A 16,644-nucleotide genomic window follows, 5' to 3' on the forward strand; every position below is an offset into this window, starting at 1 on the left:
TCTTGGTGCTCAGCCGCCGGAGGAGTTCAGCAAAGACTCCAACTCCTCGATGAGACCGTCGAGGCGGCGGCGGTCCTCGTCAATGGAGTCTTGGGTTGTCCGCAACTCGGAGATGAGCTCGGTCAGGGCTCGACGGCTGTCTGCGTCGATGGGCTCAGCGTCGGTGGGCTCTGCTTCTGAAGGCGACGGCGCGGCGGTGGGTGCGGGCTGAGCGTCGCCCTGTTCTGGAGTCGCCGGCTGAGTGGGGAGCACCGAGAACCCGTCGGGATCAGAGAGAGCGGCCAATGCCTCATCCAAGGTCGGGCGGATGCGGAGCACGAAATCGTCGTCGTTTCCAATACCGGCGATCACCTGCTTCACCTGGGGCAACTCGGTCGCCCCGGTGGCCTGCACATACACGGGGCGCACGAACAGCAGCGAGTCGCCCACCGGAATCATCAGTAGATTCCCCTGGAGCACGGTGGAGCCCTGCTGGTTCAGCTGGGTAAAGGCATCGGCAATCTCAGTGTCGGCCTGGATCTTGGCGTCCACGATGCTGGGGCCGGGAATGCTGGTGCCCGGCACGGTGTACACCACCAATTGGCCGTACTCGTTTTCGTCCTCATTGGCATCGAAGTCGCTCTTGGCAACCATGAACGCGGTCAATTCCTTGCGCTCATCTTCCTCGTCACCCGCTCCTGATATGGGGACAAAGGTCCGGAAGATCACGAAGTCCACGTCGTCCTCTTCGGGAAGCTGGAGGAGTTGGTAGAACGGCCGGATTCTCCGCTCAAGCTGACGGGTGGCCGTGGCCGTGGCCGTCTCCTCGGCGGCGATGGCCTCGGTCACCTCGTCCAAGAACGTCCGGGCGGTGATCCGGGTGCCCGGATCCTGGGCTACTGCCCACGTCACCGAGTTGGCGTAGAAGGTCTCTGGCTCGTCTTCGTCGATGAAATAGCGGGCCCACATTGAGGTCTGCACCCGGAACAGGTCCTCGGGGTAGCGCAGGTGGTCCTGAAGGTCGGCGGGCATCTGGTCGAAGTCTTGGAACAGCCCGGGGAAGATCTTCCTCCAAGCCTGGATTATGGGATCGTCAGGGTCGATCACGTAGAAGGTGGTGGTGCCGTCGAAGGCGTCCACCACCACCTTGACGGAGTTGCGTACATAGTTGAACCGCTTGCGCAGCCCGCTATCCGCCGACAGGTCGCTCACGTCCGGTCGCTGGCCGTAGGGATACCGGTCGCTGGTGGTGTAGGCGTCCACGATGTAGAACACCCGCCCGTCTGAGACCACCGGATAGGGATCGGCGTCCAACTCCAAGAACGGGGCCAGGTTCTGCACTCGGAGACGCAGATCCCTATTGAAGATGATCCGGGAATCGTCCTGAACGAAACCGGAGATCAGCGGGTTGATGTCGCCGAAGCGCAGGGCGAATGCCGCTTGGCGGAAGAAGCTCCCGATGCCCACACCGTCCTCACCGTCGTATTCGAAGGTAACGGTCTCGTTGTCCTGGGTGTAGTCCACCTCGGAAATCGAGGCCCCGACGATGGCGTAGCCGGTGAGGTTCTCGCCTATGTAGAGCTGGGGCCGGGTGAGCTCGGCGCTGGGCTCCACCGGGACGTTGCCAACCACAAAATCGGGAGAACCCTGGGTGGTAACCGAGTTCACCGGCGCCACCGCCACGCCGTACCCATGGGTGTACTGGACGTGACGACCCTCCCAAGACTGCTGGGGGATGTCGGCCACGTTGAGCTGGCGGGCGCCGATCACCACCTCGGTTATCTGGTCGTCGATCACATAGCGGTCCACATCGACTTCGCCGTTGAAGGAATAAAACGTGCGCTCGGATTGCTCCACTTGGAAGGCGTTGGGCACCACATCGGGATCCAGAAGCCGAATATTGCGCACACTGGGACTGGCCGCCAGCTCCTCGGGGGTGATCGTGGTGTCGAAACGAAACTCGCGGGTGTCGACGTTGTCCTTGGTGTTCTCGTCACCGGGAACTTTGTCGAATCCCAAGGCGTGGCGGGTGGCCTTAATGTTGCGAGAGATGTATTGCGCCTCTTTCTTGGACTCCTCCGGCTCAACCTGGAATCGCTGGATGATGGCGGGATATATCGCGCCCATGACGATGGCCACCACCATCCACAAGCCCACCGCGGTCACCGGCAGCACCCAGCCCCGCTGCCATATGTTGATAACCAGCAAGACGGCGGACAGCACCGAGATCAGCAGCAGCAGGTTGATGGCGGGCAACTGGGCGTTGACGTCGGTGAAGGTGGCGCCGTCCACCGGTCCCCGAGAGGAGAAGTTGAGGCCGAACCGGTCGTAGTAGTAGCCCACGGCCCGAACCAGGGCGATCAAAGCCAGCAGAACCGACAGGTGGACCTTCACCTGAGGAGTCACCCGCTGCCCGGTGGTCTGCACCCGGATGCCGCCGTTCACGTAATGGGCAATGGCGGTGATGACGGCCACGATGATGAGGGCCCGGAAGAACCAGCTGATTAGGAACTGGATGAACGGCAGTTGGAAAACGTAGAAGCCGATGTCACGGTCGAACTGAGGATCATCGACACCGAAATCCACGCTGTTGAAGAACAGCATGGCCTTCTGCCACTCTCCCCCGGTGCTGCCGCCCACGATAAGGGCGAACAAGATGGCAATCACCACGCTTACCAGCCGCCGGCGATGGCCAACCGCGTCGTGATAGTGGCGTATCAGCTCCTCTTCAGGACCCGGCGGGCGGGTTTGGGGCGCCAACCGGTCGGCAATTGCCAGGTTGGAGTACATGAGGAGGAAGAAGGCGGCGATGAAGATGACCGACAAGACGATCTTGTAGACCAAGATCTCGGTCCAGACATCCCCGTGACCGAGAGAGTCGAACCACAGGTAGTCGGTCCACATGCGGGCCGTGCCCCGCAACGACAAGATGGCGGCCAGCAATACCACCAGGATGAGCGCGGCGATGATCTTGGACCGCCGCGAGAAGCGCGGCCGAGATGGCGGGCGCGGCCTGAACACATCTCCGGGATTTCGCATATCGAGTGGAGGTTAGTCCTTGCCGACTGGAGCTTCGGCAGCGTCCGGCGCGGTTTCGCGATCTTCTTGAGGCTGGCCACTCTGGGAACGAAGTCGGGCGAAAATGATGTCAACGTCATGGCTTTCGTCTGCGCCGACTACCGCGGGGTGCTCGGCCGCAGCCTCGACCGGATCGCGGTCGGTGGGGGACAGCAGAGTCACGCCTTCTTGGACTCCGAGATCTTCATTCACCTCCCGCTCCGCGGCGGGCACCGGTTGGGCCGGTGTGTCGGAAGTCGAGTCGGGTTCGGGGATCATTCCCACCTTCTCGGCGTCGTCCAGCTCTGAGAGCAGGGCCAAGTCGGTGGGCTGGGTCTCGTCCTCTACTCGGCGGGCGGCAGCATCGGCCAAGACTTTGGCCTCGGCCAACGACAGCTTGGCCGAATCAATGGACTGGTCGATGGAGGAGCGGGCCTCGCTCAAAATCGAAATGAGCTTGTCGCGCCCGGCGCGAAGCCGCTCGACTTGGGCTCGGGCCGCTTGGCGGCGGCGGGCCATGTCCCGCAGCACAGTGAGCCGGAGAGCCTTGGCCTGCTCCACGATCTCCCTTCCTTGATCCCGGCCGTGCTCGACTTCGGCCTCTGCCTGATCTCGGGCTTCCTGAAGCATCCCGGCCACCGCTTGGGCCAGCTCGTACGCCTGCTCCAACAGTTCGGCGAGCTCTTCGGCCCCCGAGAGTTCTTGCTGAGATCGCAGCTCCGCCACCGTGATCTGGAGCTGTTCAGCCAGCCGACGAGCCCGGGTGGCCATCTCTCCGGCCTCGGTCTGGGTCTGCCGCCGAGATGCCTCCACATCGCTGTCGAGCAGCTTGACGCCATCTGAGCTGAACTCGGATTCCCCCTCGGGCTCATCCTCTGCCTGGGTAACCTGCTCTCGAAGGTCTCGTATCTGCTGCTGGCCGGCTTTGATCTGGTTGCCCACTGACACCAAGTAGGCCTGCACCTGCCCCTTGTCGAAACCCTTGCGGGTGACGGCAAAGCTGTGGCCGGACACCTGATCAGGGTTAATCCGCTCAAAGGGAGTCTCAGCAGAAGAGTGCTCGGCCATTGCCGAAATCGTAGTGTTCTCAGACCTCAGCCAATGCGTCCAACGCCTCTTGGAGGGTCCCCACACCCACAACCCGCATGTCGCCGCTGACGTGGTCGAGGGCGTCGCCCAGGTTGGGAACAGGGACCAAGAACAGGTCGACACCGGCCCTGTCCGCCGCGATGGCCTTCTGGTCCACCTCGCCGATGGCACCCACCGAGCCGTCAAATGAGATCGTGCCGGTGGCCGCCACCTGCTGTCCGCCGGTGAGCTCTCCGGGAGTCAGGAGGTCGATGATGCCGATGGTAAGGGCCAACCCGGCCGACGGCCCGCCGATCGTTCCGCTGTCGACCTCTATCTCCACCGGTAGCTCACCCAAGTCGGTTCGCTCTCGCGCCCCCACGCCGATAAGCGCTCGGCCGGGCTCGTCGGAAGACTCGATGAGTTCTAGCATCACCGACTTCACTGTGCCGTCGTCGGCCCGCTCCACGTCCAACTCCACCATCTGCCCTGCTTCGCGAAGGGCCAATATTTCGGCCAAGTCCCTCAAATCGCCTACCGGAACGCCGTCGATGCCCACGATCACGTCGCCTCGTTCCAAGACTTCCGCGGCGGGCGCCCCTGCCAGGGTCTCAGACACGATGACCCCCGAGGCGTGGCGGGGGATCTCGTAACCCAAGTGCTCCAGCGCCACCACGACGGCTGTGTGCTGGGAGGTCTCCATCCTCATCTCGTTGAGCCGGCGAAGCTCACTGCGGGTGCCGTCGCCAATAAAGGTTCGCTCGGGCTCTATGTCAACCCCTGACTCGAATTCAGCCCCGATCCGCTGCCAGATGGTCAGTCGCTGGCTGACCAGCACGGTGACCAGGGAAATCTCGCTGTTGGGCGGGTAGATGTCGGTGCCCGACACCGTCACTCGCGACGGCACTTCTTCCACCGATCCGGGGCGCACTGCCACTTGATCGGTTCGCCAGAATGTGAACACCAACGAGGTGATCAACATCAGTAAGAGAACCACGCCCACCGGCACCAGCCAGGCCACGTTGCGCCGCCACCACGACGACGCCTCAGCACGCGGCACCGGTACTGGCACTGGCTCAGTAGAAGATGCGGAGTCGCGGGTCACAGCGGCACTCGATCTTCGGTGGGTGGAACTATCCTGGAGGACTCTGTGGTCAACTGGTCGCGCATTCGGGTTTCCCTCTCCGACGATACTTGGGCAACGCTGAAGAGCGGGTGGCAGCGCAAGTGGTTGGCATGGCGCGAGGCCCGGGCCGAGCGGGATGTGTTGGCCTCCTATCGGGCCGACTATGGAGAAGGGGCCCGGTTTCGATGGTGGCAGCGGTTGCGGGCCGGTGTCGGCCTGTTGTTTGTGGTCTTTTTGATGGGAGCAGGCCTGACCATGGTGGTGGGGCTCTTCTTCATCGGCTTCACGATCGCGTTGGAAACGCTGGTGTGACCGAACCCAAAGAAAACCCCCAAGAACTGCGCCGACGCGATGCGGTCATCGCCGGTCACGTTGGCGATGTGAACACGGCGAGGGCCGCTACAAACAGCGAAGACCCCAGTGTGCGGGCATCGGCTCTCGGCGCCTTGGACCGGATGGGAGCGCTGACCGACGCCGAGTTGCAGGACGCGCTGGACGACCCGTCTCCGAAGGTGCGGCTGCGAGCCGCCGCATTGACTGTTGGGCGCCCGACGGTGACGCCCGCTCTCCTCTTGGACGATCCGTGCGACGAAGTGATGGAGACTGCCGCCTGGGCTTGCGGAGAGCGAGGCTCGGTAGATCTCGACACCGTGGCCCGGTTGGGGGAGTTGGCCACCGGCCACTCAAACCCCTTGGTGCGGGAGGCAGCCGTCGCTGCGCTCGGGGCCATCGGCCACCCAGAGGGACTCGACGCCATACTGGCGGCCACCACCGACCGGGTGGCCGTGCGCCGCCGGGCGGTGCTGGCCCTAGCTCCCTTTGACGGTCCCAATGTGGAAGCGGCCCTCCATCGGGCCTCCCAGGATCGGGATTGGCAGACAAGAGACGCCGCCGAGTTGCTAGCCAACCCCGACTAGGCCCCAAATCACTCCATGAACCCAAATCACTCCATGAACATCGCCTGGACATCCTCGAAGGACTCCAGGCAGCGGCCTGCTCCCATTACCACCGACTCCAGTGGAGCGTCGACCAGGCTGACCGGGACCTCGGCGGCCTGAGACAGCCGGTCGGCCAAGCCCCGCAAGAGCGAACCGCCGCCCACCAAGTGAATACCGCGGGTGATCACGTCTTGAGACAGCTCAGGCGGTGCTTCCACCAAGCAGTCCACCACGGCGTCCACCACGGCGGTCACTACCTCAGCAATCGCGGTGCGCACCTCGAAGGGCGACAAGACGACGGTCTCCGGCAGGCCGTTCATGAGATTGCGGCCTCGAACCTCGGCACTGCACTCGCCGGGTACGTAGGCCGCCGAACCTATGGTGATCTTCACCTCTTCGGCGGTGCGCTCTCCGATGGCGATGCCGAATTCCCGGCGCACGTAGGACTGGATGGCGGCGTCGATATCGAATGAGCCCACTCGAATGGCCTTGAGGGAGATCACCCCGCCCATGGAGATCAGCGCCGTCTCGCTGGTCCCTCCTCCGATGTCCACCACCATGTTGCCGATGGGCTCGTGGATGGGCAGCGACGCCCCGATGGCCGCGGCCAAGGGCTGCTCGATGAGCCGGGTCTCGGCCGCTCCTGCTCGTCGGGCGGCCTCGACCACCGCCCGGCGCTCCACCGCGGTGATCGCCGAGGGCACGCAGATCACCACCTTGGGCCGGCTGAACCGATTGACGCCTGCGTCCATCAGCAACAGGCGGATCATGCGCTGGGTCACCTCGAAATCGGTGATGGCCCCTTTGCGCAGCGGGCGCACGGCAACGATGTGGGCGGGCGTCCGACCGATCATCTGCCACGCTTCGCGCCCCATGGCCAGCACTTCGTTGGACCTGCGGTTCAACGCGATGACCGAGGGCTCATTCAGGATGATCCCCTGGCCACGGGCATACACCAGAGTGTTGGCCGTGCCCAGATCGATAGCCAGGTCTCGAGCCATGGATCAGCTGACCGACTCGCCCGAAGGAAGGAGGGTCTCGGCGTCTGAGATGTGCTGAGCCTCCAAGCCCCAGCTCTCGCCTCCTTGCCAAGCCTCCTTCTTCCAAATGGGGATTGTGGCCTTCAGAGCGTCGATACAGAATCGGGCGGCGGCAAACGCCTCTTCGCGGTGGGGGGCGGAGACCGCGGCCACCACCGCCGAATCGCCGATCTCCACCCGGCCCACGCGATGCAGGAGCGCCACCCGACCGATATCCGGCCACCGGACCCGGGCTTCGTCGACCAGCGCCTCCAAGCGGGGGACCACCTGCTCTTCGTAGGCTTCGTATTCCAGCACGGTCACCCCCGGCCGGCCCTCGGAGTGGTCGCGGGCCGTCCCGCTGAACACCACGATGCCACCGCAGTCGGGTCGCCCCACCCATGCATATACCTGGTCCAACGGCAGCGGGGCATCGCTCAGTCCAACCCACGTCTCAGCGGCTTCAGGCGGGTTCACAGACTGAGTGTAAACCGCGACGCTCCCATCGAATCACTCCGATCAACGGTCAACCAATCGGAAATTCAGGAAATGGCGGTAACCTCACAGCGTGAGCGATCCCGACTCACCTGAGGAGTTCAACCCCTTCAAGGGAATGCCGATTTTCGGTGACCTGGGCAAGCTCTTCTCCCAGCAGGCCTCCTCCACTTGGGAGACGGCGCGCCAGTTCGCGGTGGCAGTGGCCACCGAAGGACAGTCTGAGCCCAATGTCGACCCGTCCGACCGCATCGCGCTAGAGGAGTTGGGGCGGGTGGCGGAGCTCCAGGTGGCCAACGCCACCGGCTTGTCCACCACCCGCGACGGCCAGGCGGCCACGATCGTGCCGGTGAACCGCACACAATGGGCCACTGCCACGCTGGAGGCCTATCAGCATCTGCTGGAGCCCATCGGAGACGTGTCGGGCCGGGTGGGTGCGGAAGAGGCCTCTTTCGACCCCGCCCAGGCCATGTTCGGCCAGATCATGAAGATGATCGGCCCGGTCATGCTCAGCATGACCGCGGGCAGCATGGTGGGCAACCTCGCCCGTCGGAGCATGGGCCAGTACGACCTACCCATTCCCCGGGGCGGCTCGACGCTGATGGTGGTACCGGCCAACATGGACGCCTTGGCCGACGAGTGGAGCCTGGATGCCTCCGACCTGCGGCTTTGGGTGTGTCTGAGCGAGCTGACCCACCATGCAGTGCTCTCGATCCCCCATGTGAGCCGGCGCCTCGATGAGCTGCTGGCCGACTACGTCCGCGGCTTCGAGGCCGATCCGGCGGCGCTGGAGAGCCGGCTGAGCGAACTGGACTTCGCCAATCCCGAGTCCATGGGCGACATCCAGTCGGTGCTGGGCGATCCCGAGATCATCCTGGGGGCTATCCAATCACCGGCCCAGCGGATTCTGCTGCCGCAGATCACGGCGTTGGTCACAGTGATCGCCGGCTATGTCGACTGGACCATGGACAGCATCGGACGCGGGCTCATCGGCTCCTACCAACGCCTGAGCGAAGCGCTGAGACGGCGGCGGGTGACGGCCGACCAGGCCGATCGCTTCATTGAGAGGATGTTCGGTCTCGAACTCACCCAAGACCAGTACGACCGCGGATCGGCCTTCGCCAGCGGCGTGTTGGAGCGGGCGGGAACCGATGGTCTGGCTCGGCTGTGGCAATCGGAGAGAGAACTGCCTACGCCCGCTGAGGTTGATGCTCCGGGCCTGTGGCTGGCCCGGATCGACCTGCCTGATTAGACGGACCGCTCGGCGCGGGCCGCAGCCAGAAGAACACCGCGGCGGCCGCGGCGGCAACCGCAATGAGGATGAAGCCGATGCGGGCAGAAATGGGGATGACCACGGGGATGAGCGCGCCCACCACCCAGAAGATCTGGAAGCGGGTCTCAAATATGGCGAACGAGCGGCCGTGGTCGGCGCCCTCGGCGTCGCGCTGCACTATGGAGTCGAAGGAGAGCTTGCCGGCACTGGCGGTGACGCCCACTCCGAGGGCAAGCAGCAGGGTTGATCCGTAGCCCCCGCCCCACGCGGCCACCAGGCCGACCAGGAACAGGGCCAACAGCGCGCTGGCGATGATCACCTCCTCGCGAATCCGGTCCCGCAGTTTGGGGGCCAGAAGCGAGCCGACCAAGAACCCGCAGACTAAGGCGGCGGCCACCAGCCCCAGCTTCCACGCGGGGCTGGCGTCAGAAGCCACATCGCCTTGCAGGGCGTGGCGGATGCCGGCTCCGAATGCCTTGCCCATCCCGGAGAGGTTCACGTCGTCGGCTCCGCCTCGCAGGGCGAACGCGGCCAAAAAGGTCGTGAACCCGACGATGCCCCGCAGAGTGCCGGTGGCCGACGCGGCCTTGCGGATGCCCACGGTGCGGAGCTTGCTCGACTCGTCGTCACCAGAAGATTTGGGCGCCACTCGGCCGGGGGGAAGCGATAGGCAGGACAGGGCGCACAGGATGTAAACCACCATGGCCATCCCCACCGCCCACGAAGGCCCTCCCAGCCAGTTGGCCAACAACGCCGGAGCCGCTCCGATGAACCCGCAAACACTGCCCACCAGCGCCAATCGGGCATTGCCTCCGACGAATTGCTCTTCATTCCGCAGTATGAGGGGCACCATGGAGGCTTTGGCCACCCCATAGCTCTTCTGGAGGATCAACATGGCGAAGGACAGGGGGAACAGCAGCAGCGAGTCCATATTGGAGATCATCAGGAATGCGAAGAATGCCCGACCCGCGTTGATGGCGAAGATCATGGGACGGCGCCCGCCCCGGAAGCGGTCCAGGGCCGGCCCTATCAGCGGCCCGACCACCGCAAACGGGGCCATCGTCAATAGCAGATAGAGGGTCACCCGGAACCGGGCCGCGCTGGGGTCGATTGAAAAGAAGAGCGACCCGGCCAAGGCGACGGTGACCATGGCATCGCCCGCGGCCCCGAGGGCATGAACCCGTACCAGCCGCAAGAACGGGGTATTGATCACACTAGAGAGACTATGGCGGCGCGGACTCTGCCGGGAGGCCGGTGGCGTACTTGTAGCCCAGACCGCGGATGGTCACAATACGGCAGGGGTTGGAGGGGTCGTTCTCAATCTTGGACCGAAGCCGCTTGACGTGGACGTCCAGCGTCTTGGTGTCGCCCACATAGTCGCTGCCCCATACCTGGTCGATCAGCGCATCCCGGGTCAACACCCGCCCCGCGTTGGTCAACAGCAGCTCCAACAGGTCGAATTCCTTCAGCGGCAGCTCGATCGGCTGCCCCCGCACGAATACCTCATGGCGCTCGGGGTCGACCGCCACATCGCCCACTTCGATGACCCCTCCCCGAAATGTGTTGCTCTCCGCCCTCCATCGGGCTCGCCGTAGCAGCGACCGCATTCGGGAAATCAGCTCGCGCAGTCGATAGGGCTTTGTCACGTAGTCGTCGGCCCCCACCTCCAAACCCACCACCGCGTCGATCTCCTCGCCCTTGGCCGTGACCATGATGATGGGCACCTGGGAGCGGGCCCGGATCTGGCGGCAGACATCAACCCCGGACACCAAAGGCAGCATCACGTCGAGCAACACGATGTCAGGGGAGTAGGAGTTGAACAGATCGAGGGCCTCTTTGCCGTCGCGGGCGACATTCACGGTGAATCCCTCGCGGGTCAGGCCCACGGTCAGCGCCTCGACAAAGGACTCCTCGTCTTCGACGATGAGGACCCTGGCCGACCCGCTCATGCTTGTGCTCCGATGGGCACTGACAGCGTGAACGAAGAGCCCTCCCCCTCCGTGGACTCCACCCGGACCTCGCCCCCATGGTTGGTGGCCACATGGCGCACGATGGCCAGGCCCAGCCCAACGCCGCCATCGGTCTGCCCTCGGGAGCGGTCCACCTGATAAAAGCGCTCGAAGATCCGCTCTTGGTGGCGCAGCGGAATGCCGTATCCCTGGTCGCGCACCTCCACCTCAACCCAATTGCCTTCCAACCGGGTTGTGACCCTGACCGGGCGAGTGGCCTCGGAGTATTTGACCGCGTTGTCCAACAGGTTGAACACCGCAGAGGTGAGTTGGCGGCGGTCTGCCCGGACCACCAAATCCAGCGCGGGGAGAGCAGTTTCGATGGGAACGTCCTTCTCTTCTGCGGTGGGCTTGGCCCGGGAGAGGGCGTCGCTGATCACATGCTGGATGGCAACCGGTGCCCGCTCCGAGGCCTTGTTGCTCTCGATCCGGCTGAGCTCCAGCAAGTCGTCCATGATGTCGGACAGCCGGATGGCCTCCGCCTGTACCCTCACCGCCAACCGGGAGGCCACCTCGAGATCGGTCTCTCCAGCCAGCGTTTCGGCCAGCAAGCTGAGTGCGCCCATCGGGGTTCTGAGCTCGTGGCTGATGTTGGCCACAAAATCCCGGCGCATGGCATCCAGCCGCTGGGGCTCGGTGATGTCGTCGATGAGGGCCACCGATCCGTAGTCCTTGCCCTCGAACCGCAACGGCATGGCACTGACGAAAAGGCATTGGCGAGGCGGGCCGAACAGCTCGACTTCTCGCTCAACCGCCCGGCCTTGGGCCGCTTCGGCCAGCAGCTCGGACACCGCAGCCTCCACGAGTGCCTCCCCGTGGCGAGCTTCAGTGAACGGCTGGGAGTAGGGATTGCGATACAACACGGTGCCGTCGGCATCGGCCATCACCACCCCTTGGGTGATGGCATCCAATGACAGACGCAGTCGGGTCTCGCTTTCCGCAACCTCGTCCTCTTGGCGACGGTGTATTTCGTCGTCGCGGCGTCTGCTCTCCTCGGCGTCGACAAAGTGCCGGTGCTCACGCCACGCCACCGCCCCGACTACGACCAAGCCCACCGCGGCGGCCACCACAACGAGGGCGACGATCATCCGAACACCCCTTGCCGCGGGCTAGAGGCGATCAGCAACGCCATGATCACTCCTCTTCGGTATCTTCGGGTTGGTAGTGCTGTCGGTCCTTCAATCGGGCCGACCCGGTGTGCTCGGGAAGCCATCCCGTGACCATGTACACCACCCGCTCCCCGATGTTGACCGCATGGTCGCCGATGCGCTCGTAGTACCGGCTGATCAGACAGAGCTGAACGGCGGCTTGAAGATCGATGGTGCCGTCGTTGTGGGCTTGGAACACGGCCTGAACGCAGTCGCGGTTCAGGCCGTCTAGTTGGTCGTCGATGTCGTCGAGGGCCGCGGCCAACCCAGCGTTGCGGTCGACATAGGAGTCGATGGCCAGTCGCACCAGCCGGCACGCCTCCTCACTCATCCTCACCAGCAAGCCCCGAAGGGTGGCGTCGTAGTGGGTGCCGTAAATGCGCCGGGTGGCCTTGGCAATGTTGACCGCCAAATCGCCCGACCGCTCCAACTCGGCGTTCAGCCGAAGAGCGGTGCTGAGGGCCCGCAGGTCGCCGGCCATGGGCGACTGAAGGGCCAGCACCTGATGGCATCGCTCTTCGAGGTGTACCGACAGATAGTCGAGCTCGTCATCTGAGGTGATGAGCTGCTGGGCCAGCTCCAAGTTGGATTCCAGCAGCGACTCGGTGGCCCGGGGAACGGCCTCGGTGACCAGCGCGGCCATGCGTACGATGCCCGCCTGGATCTCGTCCAGTTCCTCGTGGAAGGACTTGCGCAGCTCTCCCACCTCGGGCTCCGGACCAGAGCTCAGCCGAACCGCCCGGTGACGTAGTTCTCGGTCCGCTCGTCGGAGGGATTCGAGAAGATGGTCTCGGTGCGGTCGTATTCCACCAGCAACCCGCACCGCTGGTCGGTGGTGGAATCGAGTTGAGCAGTGAAGAACGCCGTGCGATTGCTGATCCGGGCGGCCTGCTGCATGTTGTGGGTGACGATCACGATGGTGTAGTCGTCCTTGATCTCCTGCATCAGGTCCTCGATGCGGGTGGTGGCGATGGGGTCGAGAGCTGAGCACGGCTCGTCCATCAGCAGCACATCGGGATCGACGGCGATGGCCCGGGCAATGCACAGGCGCTGCTGCTGTCCGCCGGACAGCCCCAGAGCAGAGTCCTTCAGCCGGTCCTTCACCTCGTCCCACAGAGCAGCCCGACCCAGCGACCGCTCCACGATCTCATCCAAATCGCCCTTCTTTTTGGCCATCCCGGTGACCCGGGGGCCGAAAGCGATGTTGTCGTAGATCGACTTGGGGAACGGGTTGGGCTTTTGGAACACCATGCCAATGCGACGGCGGACCTCCACCGGATCAACCCGGGAGTCGTAAATGGACACGTTGCGGAAGTCCACCCGGCCCTCGACGCGGGCGATGGGGATGAGATCATTCATCCGGTTGAAGCAGCGCAGCACCGTGGTCTTGCCACAGCCCGAAGGGCCGATCATGGCGGTGATCTCGTGCTCGTACACCGTGAAGGTGGCTCCCTGAACGGCAAGAAAGTCACCGTAAAACACGTTGAGGTCTTCTACCTCGAAAACCGGGGCACCGGCGGTGTCGAGAGCAGCGGCTTGCCCAATTCGGTCCAGGTCCAAACCGAGACGGGGAGAGGCTTCCTGCTCTGCCATTTCAGTGGCCATACTTCCAGAGACTGCTGTCACGAATCACCCTCTCTTCTTTTCGAAGTGGTTCCGCATCAAGATGGCCGCCGCATTCATCAGGATAACGAATACCAGCAGCACCACGATGGCAGCGGCGGCGGCTTCGGCGAAGCCCGGATCGCGGCCCGAGTTCTGCACCCACTCCACGATGATCACGGGCATGGCCATGAAGTGCTCGGCGTTGATAGCGCTGAAGTCCAGGAATGCCGGATCTGTGCCCAGGCGACCGGTGACCGCGCCGACAAGGAGAATCGGGGCGGCTTCGCCGATACCCCGGGACATGGACAGCAGCGTCCCGGTCAATATGCCCGGTGCTGCGTAGGGCAGCACCTGGCTGCGGATCATGGTCCACTTGGTGGCGCCCACACCGTAGGCCCCCTCTTTGAGTCCTTGCGGGACCGCCCGGATGGCCTCCTGAGCGGTGATGATCACGATGGGCAGCACCAAGATGGCCAGGGTGATGCCTGCCGACGCGATGGACTTGCCGCCGGTGAGATCGCCCATGCTCTTCACGAACAAGAACAAGCCGAGCAAGCCGTACACGATCGAAGGAACCCCAGCGAGATTGCGTATGTTCAACTCGATGAACCGGGTGAACCGACTTTTGGGGGCGTACTCCTCCAACCAGATGGCCGCGCCAATGCCGAATGGGAAGGCCAGCACGGCCACAAACACCGCGATCCAGAATGTGCCCACCAAAGCCTGGTGAACCCCCAGCTTGTGGTCGTGCGAGACCGACCGCATGGTCCCGTTCAAGAACCCGCCGGGGCGGCCAGTGAGCACGCCCCAGGCATCCACTACGACGTCCACAATCAGCACGCCGAGAATGAAGAGCGAGATCGCCAAGGTAAGCAACAAGGTGGCCTGGAACACCCGGCCTCTGATGTCCCATGCCCGACGCTCCATGGCCTGCACCATCATTTTGCTGGTGCGAGGGCCAACCAGCTTGCCGACCGCCATCAGTACTGCTCCCGCACCCGCTGGACGAACCGGTTGGCCACGATGTTCAACCCGAAGGTCATCACAAATAACACGAGGCCCACAAAGAAGAGGCTCTGGAAGGTGAGACCTTCGCCCACCACGTTGTCGGTGCCCCGGGCCAGTGAGGCCATGGCCGCCGTCATGGGGAGGCTTCCGTCTAGAGCGCTGTCGGTGTAGGTGGCGGTCTGGGATGCACCCCCGGCCAGAAATACCACCATGGTCTCACCCAAGGCTCGGGATACGGCCAAGATGAACGAGGCCACCAGCCCGGAGATCGCGGCCGGGATCACCACCCGGACGGTGGTGGTCATCTTGCGAGCCCCCAAACCAGATGATGCCTCCCGCAACGACATCGGCACCGCATTCATGGCGTCTTCGGAGATGGACGCCACCAGTGGAATGATGAGGATCCCTACTCCGATGCCCGAGGCGAGCAGCGAGCCAGCCGCCGGCCCGTTGAAGAGGGTCTTGACCACGTTGGGGGCAATCCACTCCAAGGCGAAGAAACCGAGAACCACGCTGGGGATCCCGGCCAAAATCTCCAAGATGGGCTTGAGCGTGCGGCGAATACCCGGCCGGGCATATTCCGACAGGTAAATGGCCGCGCCCAATCCCAGTGGAGTGGCCACGATCATGGCGATGCCGGTGATGATAAAACTGGCCACCAGCAGGGTTTTGATGTCGTAGATGCCCCGGCGGGGGAACCAGCCGATGTCCCAAACCGAGCCCCAGTTCACTTCGACCATGAACGTCCAAGCCTCAGAGAACAGCGACCAGATGATGAGCACAGATATCAATATGGACACCAGCGCGGTGGCTCCAAGCGAATAGCGAATCACCTGCTCCTTGCGGGCCTGCCGAGGGTTGGCCCTCAGGGATTCGACGGTGAGCCTCCCGGTGTCTGTCATCGGGCTGACCATTCAGCTCGAGATGCCATCCTGTCTTCTTCAGTGAGGTTCACGTACTTGACGTCGCTGACCGCGGTGCCCAAGCCCCCATCGCTCAAGTAGAAGTCCACAAAGGAGGTCACCGCTGGACTGGCTTCAGCCTTGGCCTTGTTCACGTAGATGTAGAGCGACCGGGCCACCGGATATTCCCCGGTGGCGATTGCACCAGGGCTTGCGGCCTTGCAACCATCGCCACCGTCTACGTCTAGCAACTTCACGCCTTGAACGTTGGCGGTAAAGGCATACCCGACCCAGCCGAGACTGCTGTCGCTGGATTGCAGCCCTTGAATGATCACGTTGTCATCGGCATTGGCGTTGTAGTCGGGCCGAGTGGTGGCGTCCTGGCCTCGCTCGTCGGCAATGTGCTCCAGCACGATCTCAACGAAGCTGTCGAATGTGCCCGACTCCTCGCCCGGGCCGTAGACGTCCAGCGATCCATCGGGCAGCGTGGAGGACGATCCCAACTCCGAGGCCAGAGCCTGCGCATCCGTCCATCTCTTGAATCCGGTGGACTCGGGGCCCACCAGCGCATAGATGTCGGCAAAGCTCACACAACCCACAGGGTTGTTCTCGTTGGTCATGACCGCGATGCCGTCAATGGCCACCCGCAACTCGACAAATTCGATTCCCGCTTCCGCGCACTCGGCGATTTCCTTGTCCTTGATCGGACGAGAAGCATCGGAAATATCGGTCTCCCCGGCGCAGAACAGCTTGAATCCGTCTCCGGTGCCCGGGCCGTCGACCGTCACTGCCACTCCGGACTCCACATCTTCGAACAACTCCGCCACCCGCACCGAAATCGGCTCCACCGTCGAAGAACCCGAGATCGTCACCCGTCCGGTGATGCCGCTGCCGACACCTTGGCCACTGCCGCGACTGCACGCCCCGGCTACCAGAGCTAACACCGCCACAATTCCAATGATTGGCATGACGAATCTCAGACGCCGCAACCATTCTCCCTTGAAACCCACCACTTAG

Annotated in this window: 16 protein-coding genes; 3 read left to right on the forward strand and 13 right to left on the reverse strand. The window is 63.7% G+C overall.

Annotated elements, in window-relative coordinates; all coding sequences use genetic code 11:
* Positions 1-9 precede the first annotated feature (9 nt).
* Genes OXG30_07595 through OXG30_07605 form a run of 3 tightly spaced genes read right to left on the reverse strand, consistent with a single transcriptional unit; the run spans position 10 to position 5,176 of the window.
* Positions 10-3,018, reverse strand: coding sequence for a UPF0182 family protein (locus tag OXG30_07595; GenBank protein MCY4134760.1), 3,009 nt, complete (start codon positions 3,016-3,018; stop codon positions 10-12).
* A gap of 12 nt (positions 3,019-3,030) precedes the next feature.
* Positions 3,031-4,104 carry a hypothetical protein gene (locus tag OXG30_07600; protein ID MCY4134761.1) on the reverse strand — a complete coding sequence of 358 codons (1,074 nt, stop codon included), beginning with the start codon at positions 4,102-4,104 and terminating at the stop codon, positions 3,031-3,033.
* Between the two features lie 19 nt (positions 4,105-4,123).
* On the reverse strand, positions 4,124-5,176 hold the full coding sequence (locus OXG30_07605; protein MCY4134762.1) for a PDZ domain-containing protein: 1,053 nt from the start codon (positions 5,174-5,176) through the stop codon (positions 4,124-4,126).
* Between the two features lie 78 nt (positions 5,177-5,254).
* Between OXG30_07605 and OXG30_07610 the strand changes: the two genes are divergently transcribed.
* Together OXG30_07610 and OXG30_07615 are read left to right on the forward strand one after the other, a co-directional pair.
* Positions 5,255-5,542, forward strand: a complete 288-nt coding sequence (locus tag OXG30_07610; protein ID MCY4134763.1) for a hypothetical protein — start codon at positions 5,255-5,257, stop codon at positions 5,540-5,542.
* A complete protein-coding gene (locus OXG30_07615; protein MCY4134764.1) occupies positions 5,539-6,147 on the forward strand; it encodes a HEAT repeat domain-containing protein in 609 nt (202 codons plus the stop codon). The genes OXG30_07610 and OXG30_07615 overlap by 4 nt, the downstream gene beginning before the upstream one ends.
* 26 nt (positions 6,148-6,173) lie before the next feature.
* Here the strand turns inward: OXG30_07615 and OXG30_07620 are convergent, their stop codons facing one another.
* Together OXG30_07620 and OXG30_07625 are read right to left on the reverse strand one after the other, a co-directional pair.
* Complete coding sequence (locus OXG30_07620) at positions 6,174-7,169, reverse strand: rod shape-determining protein (GenBank protein MCY4134765.1); 996 nt, start codon at positions 7,167-7,169, stop codon at positions 6,174-6,176.
* Positions 7,170-7,172: 3 nt separating this feature from the next.
* Positions 7,173-7,664 carry a molybdenum cofactor biosynthesis protein MoaE gene (locus OXG30_07625; GenBank protein ID MCY4134766.1) on the reverse strand — a complete coding sequence of 164 codons (492 nt, stop codon included), beginning with the start codon at positions 7,662-7,664 and terminating at the stop codon, positions 7,173-7,175.
* Positions 7,665-7,755: 91 nt separating this feature from the next.
* On the opposite strand from OXG30_07625, the gene OXG30_07630 reads away from it, so the two are divergent.
* Positions 7,756-8,934 carry a zinc-dependent metalloprotease gene (locus OXG30_07630; protein ID MCY4134767.1) on the forward strand — a complete coding sequence of 393 codons (1,179 nt, stop codon included), beginning with the start codon at positions 7,756-7,758 and terminating at the stop codon, positions 8,932-8,934.
* Here the strand turns inward: OXG30_07630 and OXG30_07635 are convergent.
* The 8 genes from OXG30_07635 to OXG30_07670 are packed head-to-tail and all read right to left on the reverse strand — an operon-like array spanning position 8,873 to position 16,595.
* The gene (locus tag OXG30_07635; GenBank protein ID MCY4134768.1) at positions 8,873-10,168 is read right to left on the reverse strand and encodes a hypothetical protein; all 1,296 of its coding nucleotides are present in this window, start codon (positions 10,166-10,168) and stop codon (positions 8,873-8,875) included. The two genes, OXG30_07630 and OXG30_07635, sit on opposite strands and share 62 nt — an antisense overlap.
* 10 nt (positions 10,169-10,178) lie before the next feature.
* Positions 10,179-10,904 (reverse strand): response regulator transcription factor, encoded by a 726-nt coding sequence (locus OXG30_07640; protein MCY4134769.1) that lies wholly within the window; start codon positions 10,902-10,904, stop codon positions 10,179-10,181.
* Entirely contained in the window at positions 10,901-12,052 is a 1,152-nt protein-coding gene (locus tag OXG30_07645) for an ATP-binding protein (GenBank protein MCY4134770.1), read from the reverse strand. Before OXG30_07645 ends, OXG30_07640 begins: the two co-directional genes overlap by 4 nt.
* Positions 12,053-12,098: 46 nt before the next feature.
* Positions 12,099-12,818 carry a phosphate signaling complex protein PhoU gene (gene phoU, locus OXG30_07650; GenBank protein MCY4134771.1) on the reverse strand — a complete coding sequence of 240 codons (720 nt, stop codon included), beginning with the start codon at positions 12,816-12,818 and terminating at the stop codon, positions 12,099-12,101.
* Positions 12,819-12,838: 20 nt separating this feature from the next.
* Positions 12,839-13,717 carry a phosphate ABC transporter ATP-binding protein PstB gene (pstB, locus tag OXG30_07655; protein ID MCY4134772.1) on the reverse strand — a complete coding sequence of 293 codons (879 nt, stop codon included), beginning with the start codon at positions 13,715-13,717 and terminating at the stop codon, positions 12,839-12,841.
* 24 nt (positions 13,718-13,741) lie between these two features.
* Positions 13,742-14,698 (reverse strand): phosphate ABC transporter permease PstA, encoded by a 957-nt coding sequence (gene pstA / locus OXG30_07660; GenBank protein ID MCY4134773.1) that lies wholly within the window; start codon positions 14,696-14,698, stop codon positions 13,742-13,744.
* Positions 14,698-15,627, reverse strand: coding sequence for a phosphate ABC transporter permease subunit PstC (gene pstC / locus OXG30_07665; GenBank protein MCY4134774.1), 930 nt, complete (start codon positions 15,625-15,627; stop codon positions 14,698-14,700). The genes pstA and pstC overlap by 1 nt, the downstream gene beginning before the upstream one ends.
* Positions 15,624-16,595 carry a substrate-binding domain-containing protein gene (locus tag OXG30_07670; protein ID MCY4134775.1) on the reverse strand — a complete coding sequence of 324 codons (972 nt, stop codon included), beginning with the start codon at positions 16,593-16,595 and terminating at the stop codon, positions 15,624-15,626. Before OXG30_07670 ends, pstC begins: the two co-directional genes overlap by 4 nt.
* Between the last annotated feature and the right edge of the window lie 49 nt (positions 16,596-16,644).

The sequence above is a fragment of the bacterium genome (assembly GCA_026708015.1).
Lineage (GTDB): Bacteria > Actinomycetota > Acidimicrobiia > Acidimicrobiales > Bin134 > Poriferisocius.

Excerpts from the sequence above, each read along its gene's own strand:
- OXG30_07600 (MCY4134761.1), bottom strand. The coding sequence starts at position 4,104 with ATGGCCGAGCACTCTTCTGCTGAGACTCCCTTTGAGCGGATTAACCCT.
- pstA (MCY4134773.1), bottom strand. The coding sequence starts at position 14,698 with ATGGCGGTCGGCAAGCTGGTTGGCCCTCGCACCAGCAAAATGATGGTG.
- OXG30_07645 (MCY4134770.1), bottom strand. The coding sequence starts at position 12,052 with ATGATCGTCGCCCTCGTTGTGGTGGCCGCCGCGGTGGGCTTGGTCGTA.
- OXG30_07640 (MCY4134769.1), bottom strand. The coding sequence starts at position 10,904 with ATGAGCGGGTCGGCCAGGGTCCTCATCGTCGAAGACGAGGAGTCCTTT.
- OXG30_07670 (MCY4134775.1), bottom strand. The coding sequence starts at position 16,595 with ATGCCAATCATTGGAATTGTGGCGGTGTTAGCTCTGGTAGCCGGGGCG.
- pstB (MCY4134772.1), bottom strand. The coding sequence starts at position 13,717 with ATGGCCACTGAAATGGCAGAGCAGGAAGCCTCTCCCCGTCTCGGTTTG.
- OXG30_07595 (MCY4134760.1), bottom strand. The coding sequence starts at position 3,018 with ATGCGAAATCCCGGAGATGTGTTCAGGCCGCGCCCGCCATCTCGGCCG.
- OXG30_07620 (MCY4134765.1), bottom strand. The coding sequence starts at position 7,169 with ATGGCTCGAGACCTGGCTATCGATCTGGGCACGGCCAACACTCTGGTG.
- pstC (MCY4134774.1), bottom strand. The coding sequence starts at position 15,627 with ATGACAGACACCGGGAGGCTCACCGTCGAATCCCTGAGGGCCAACCCT.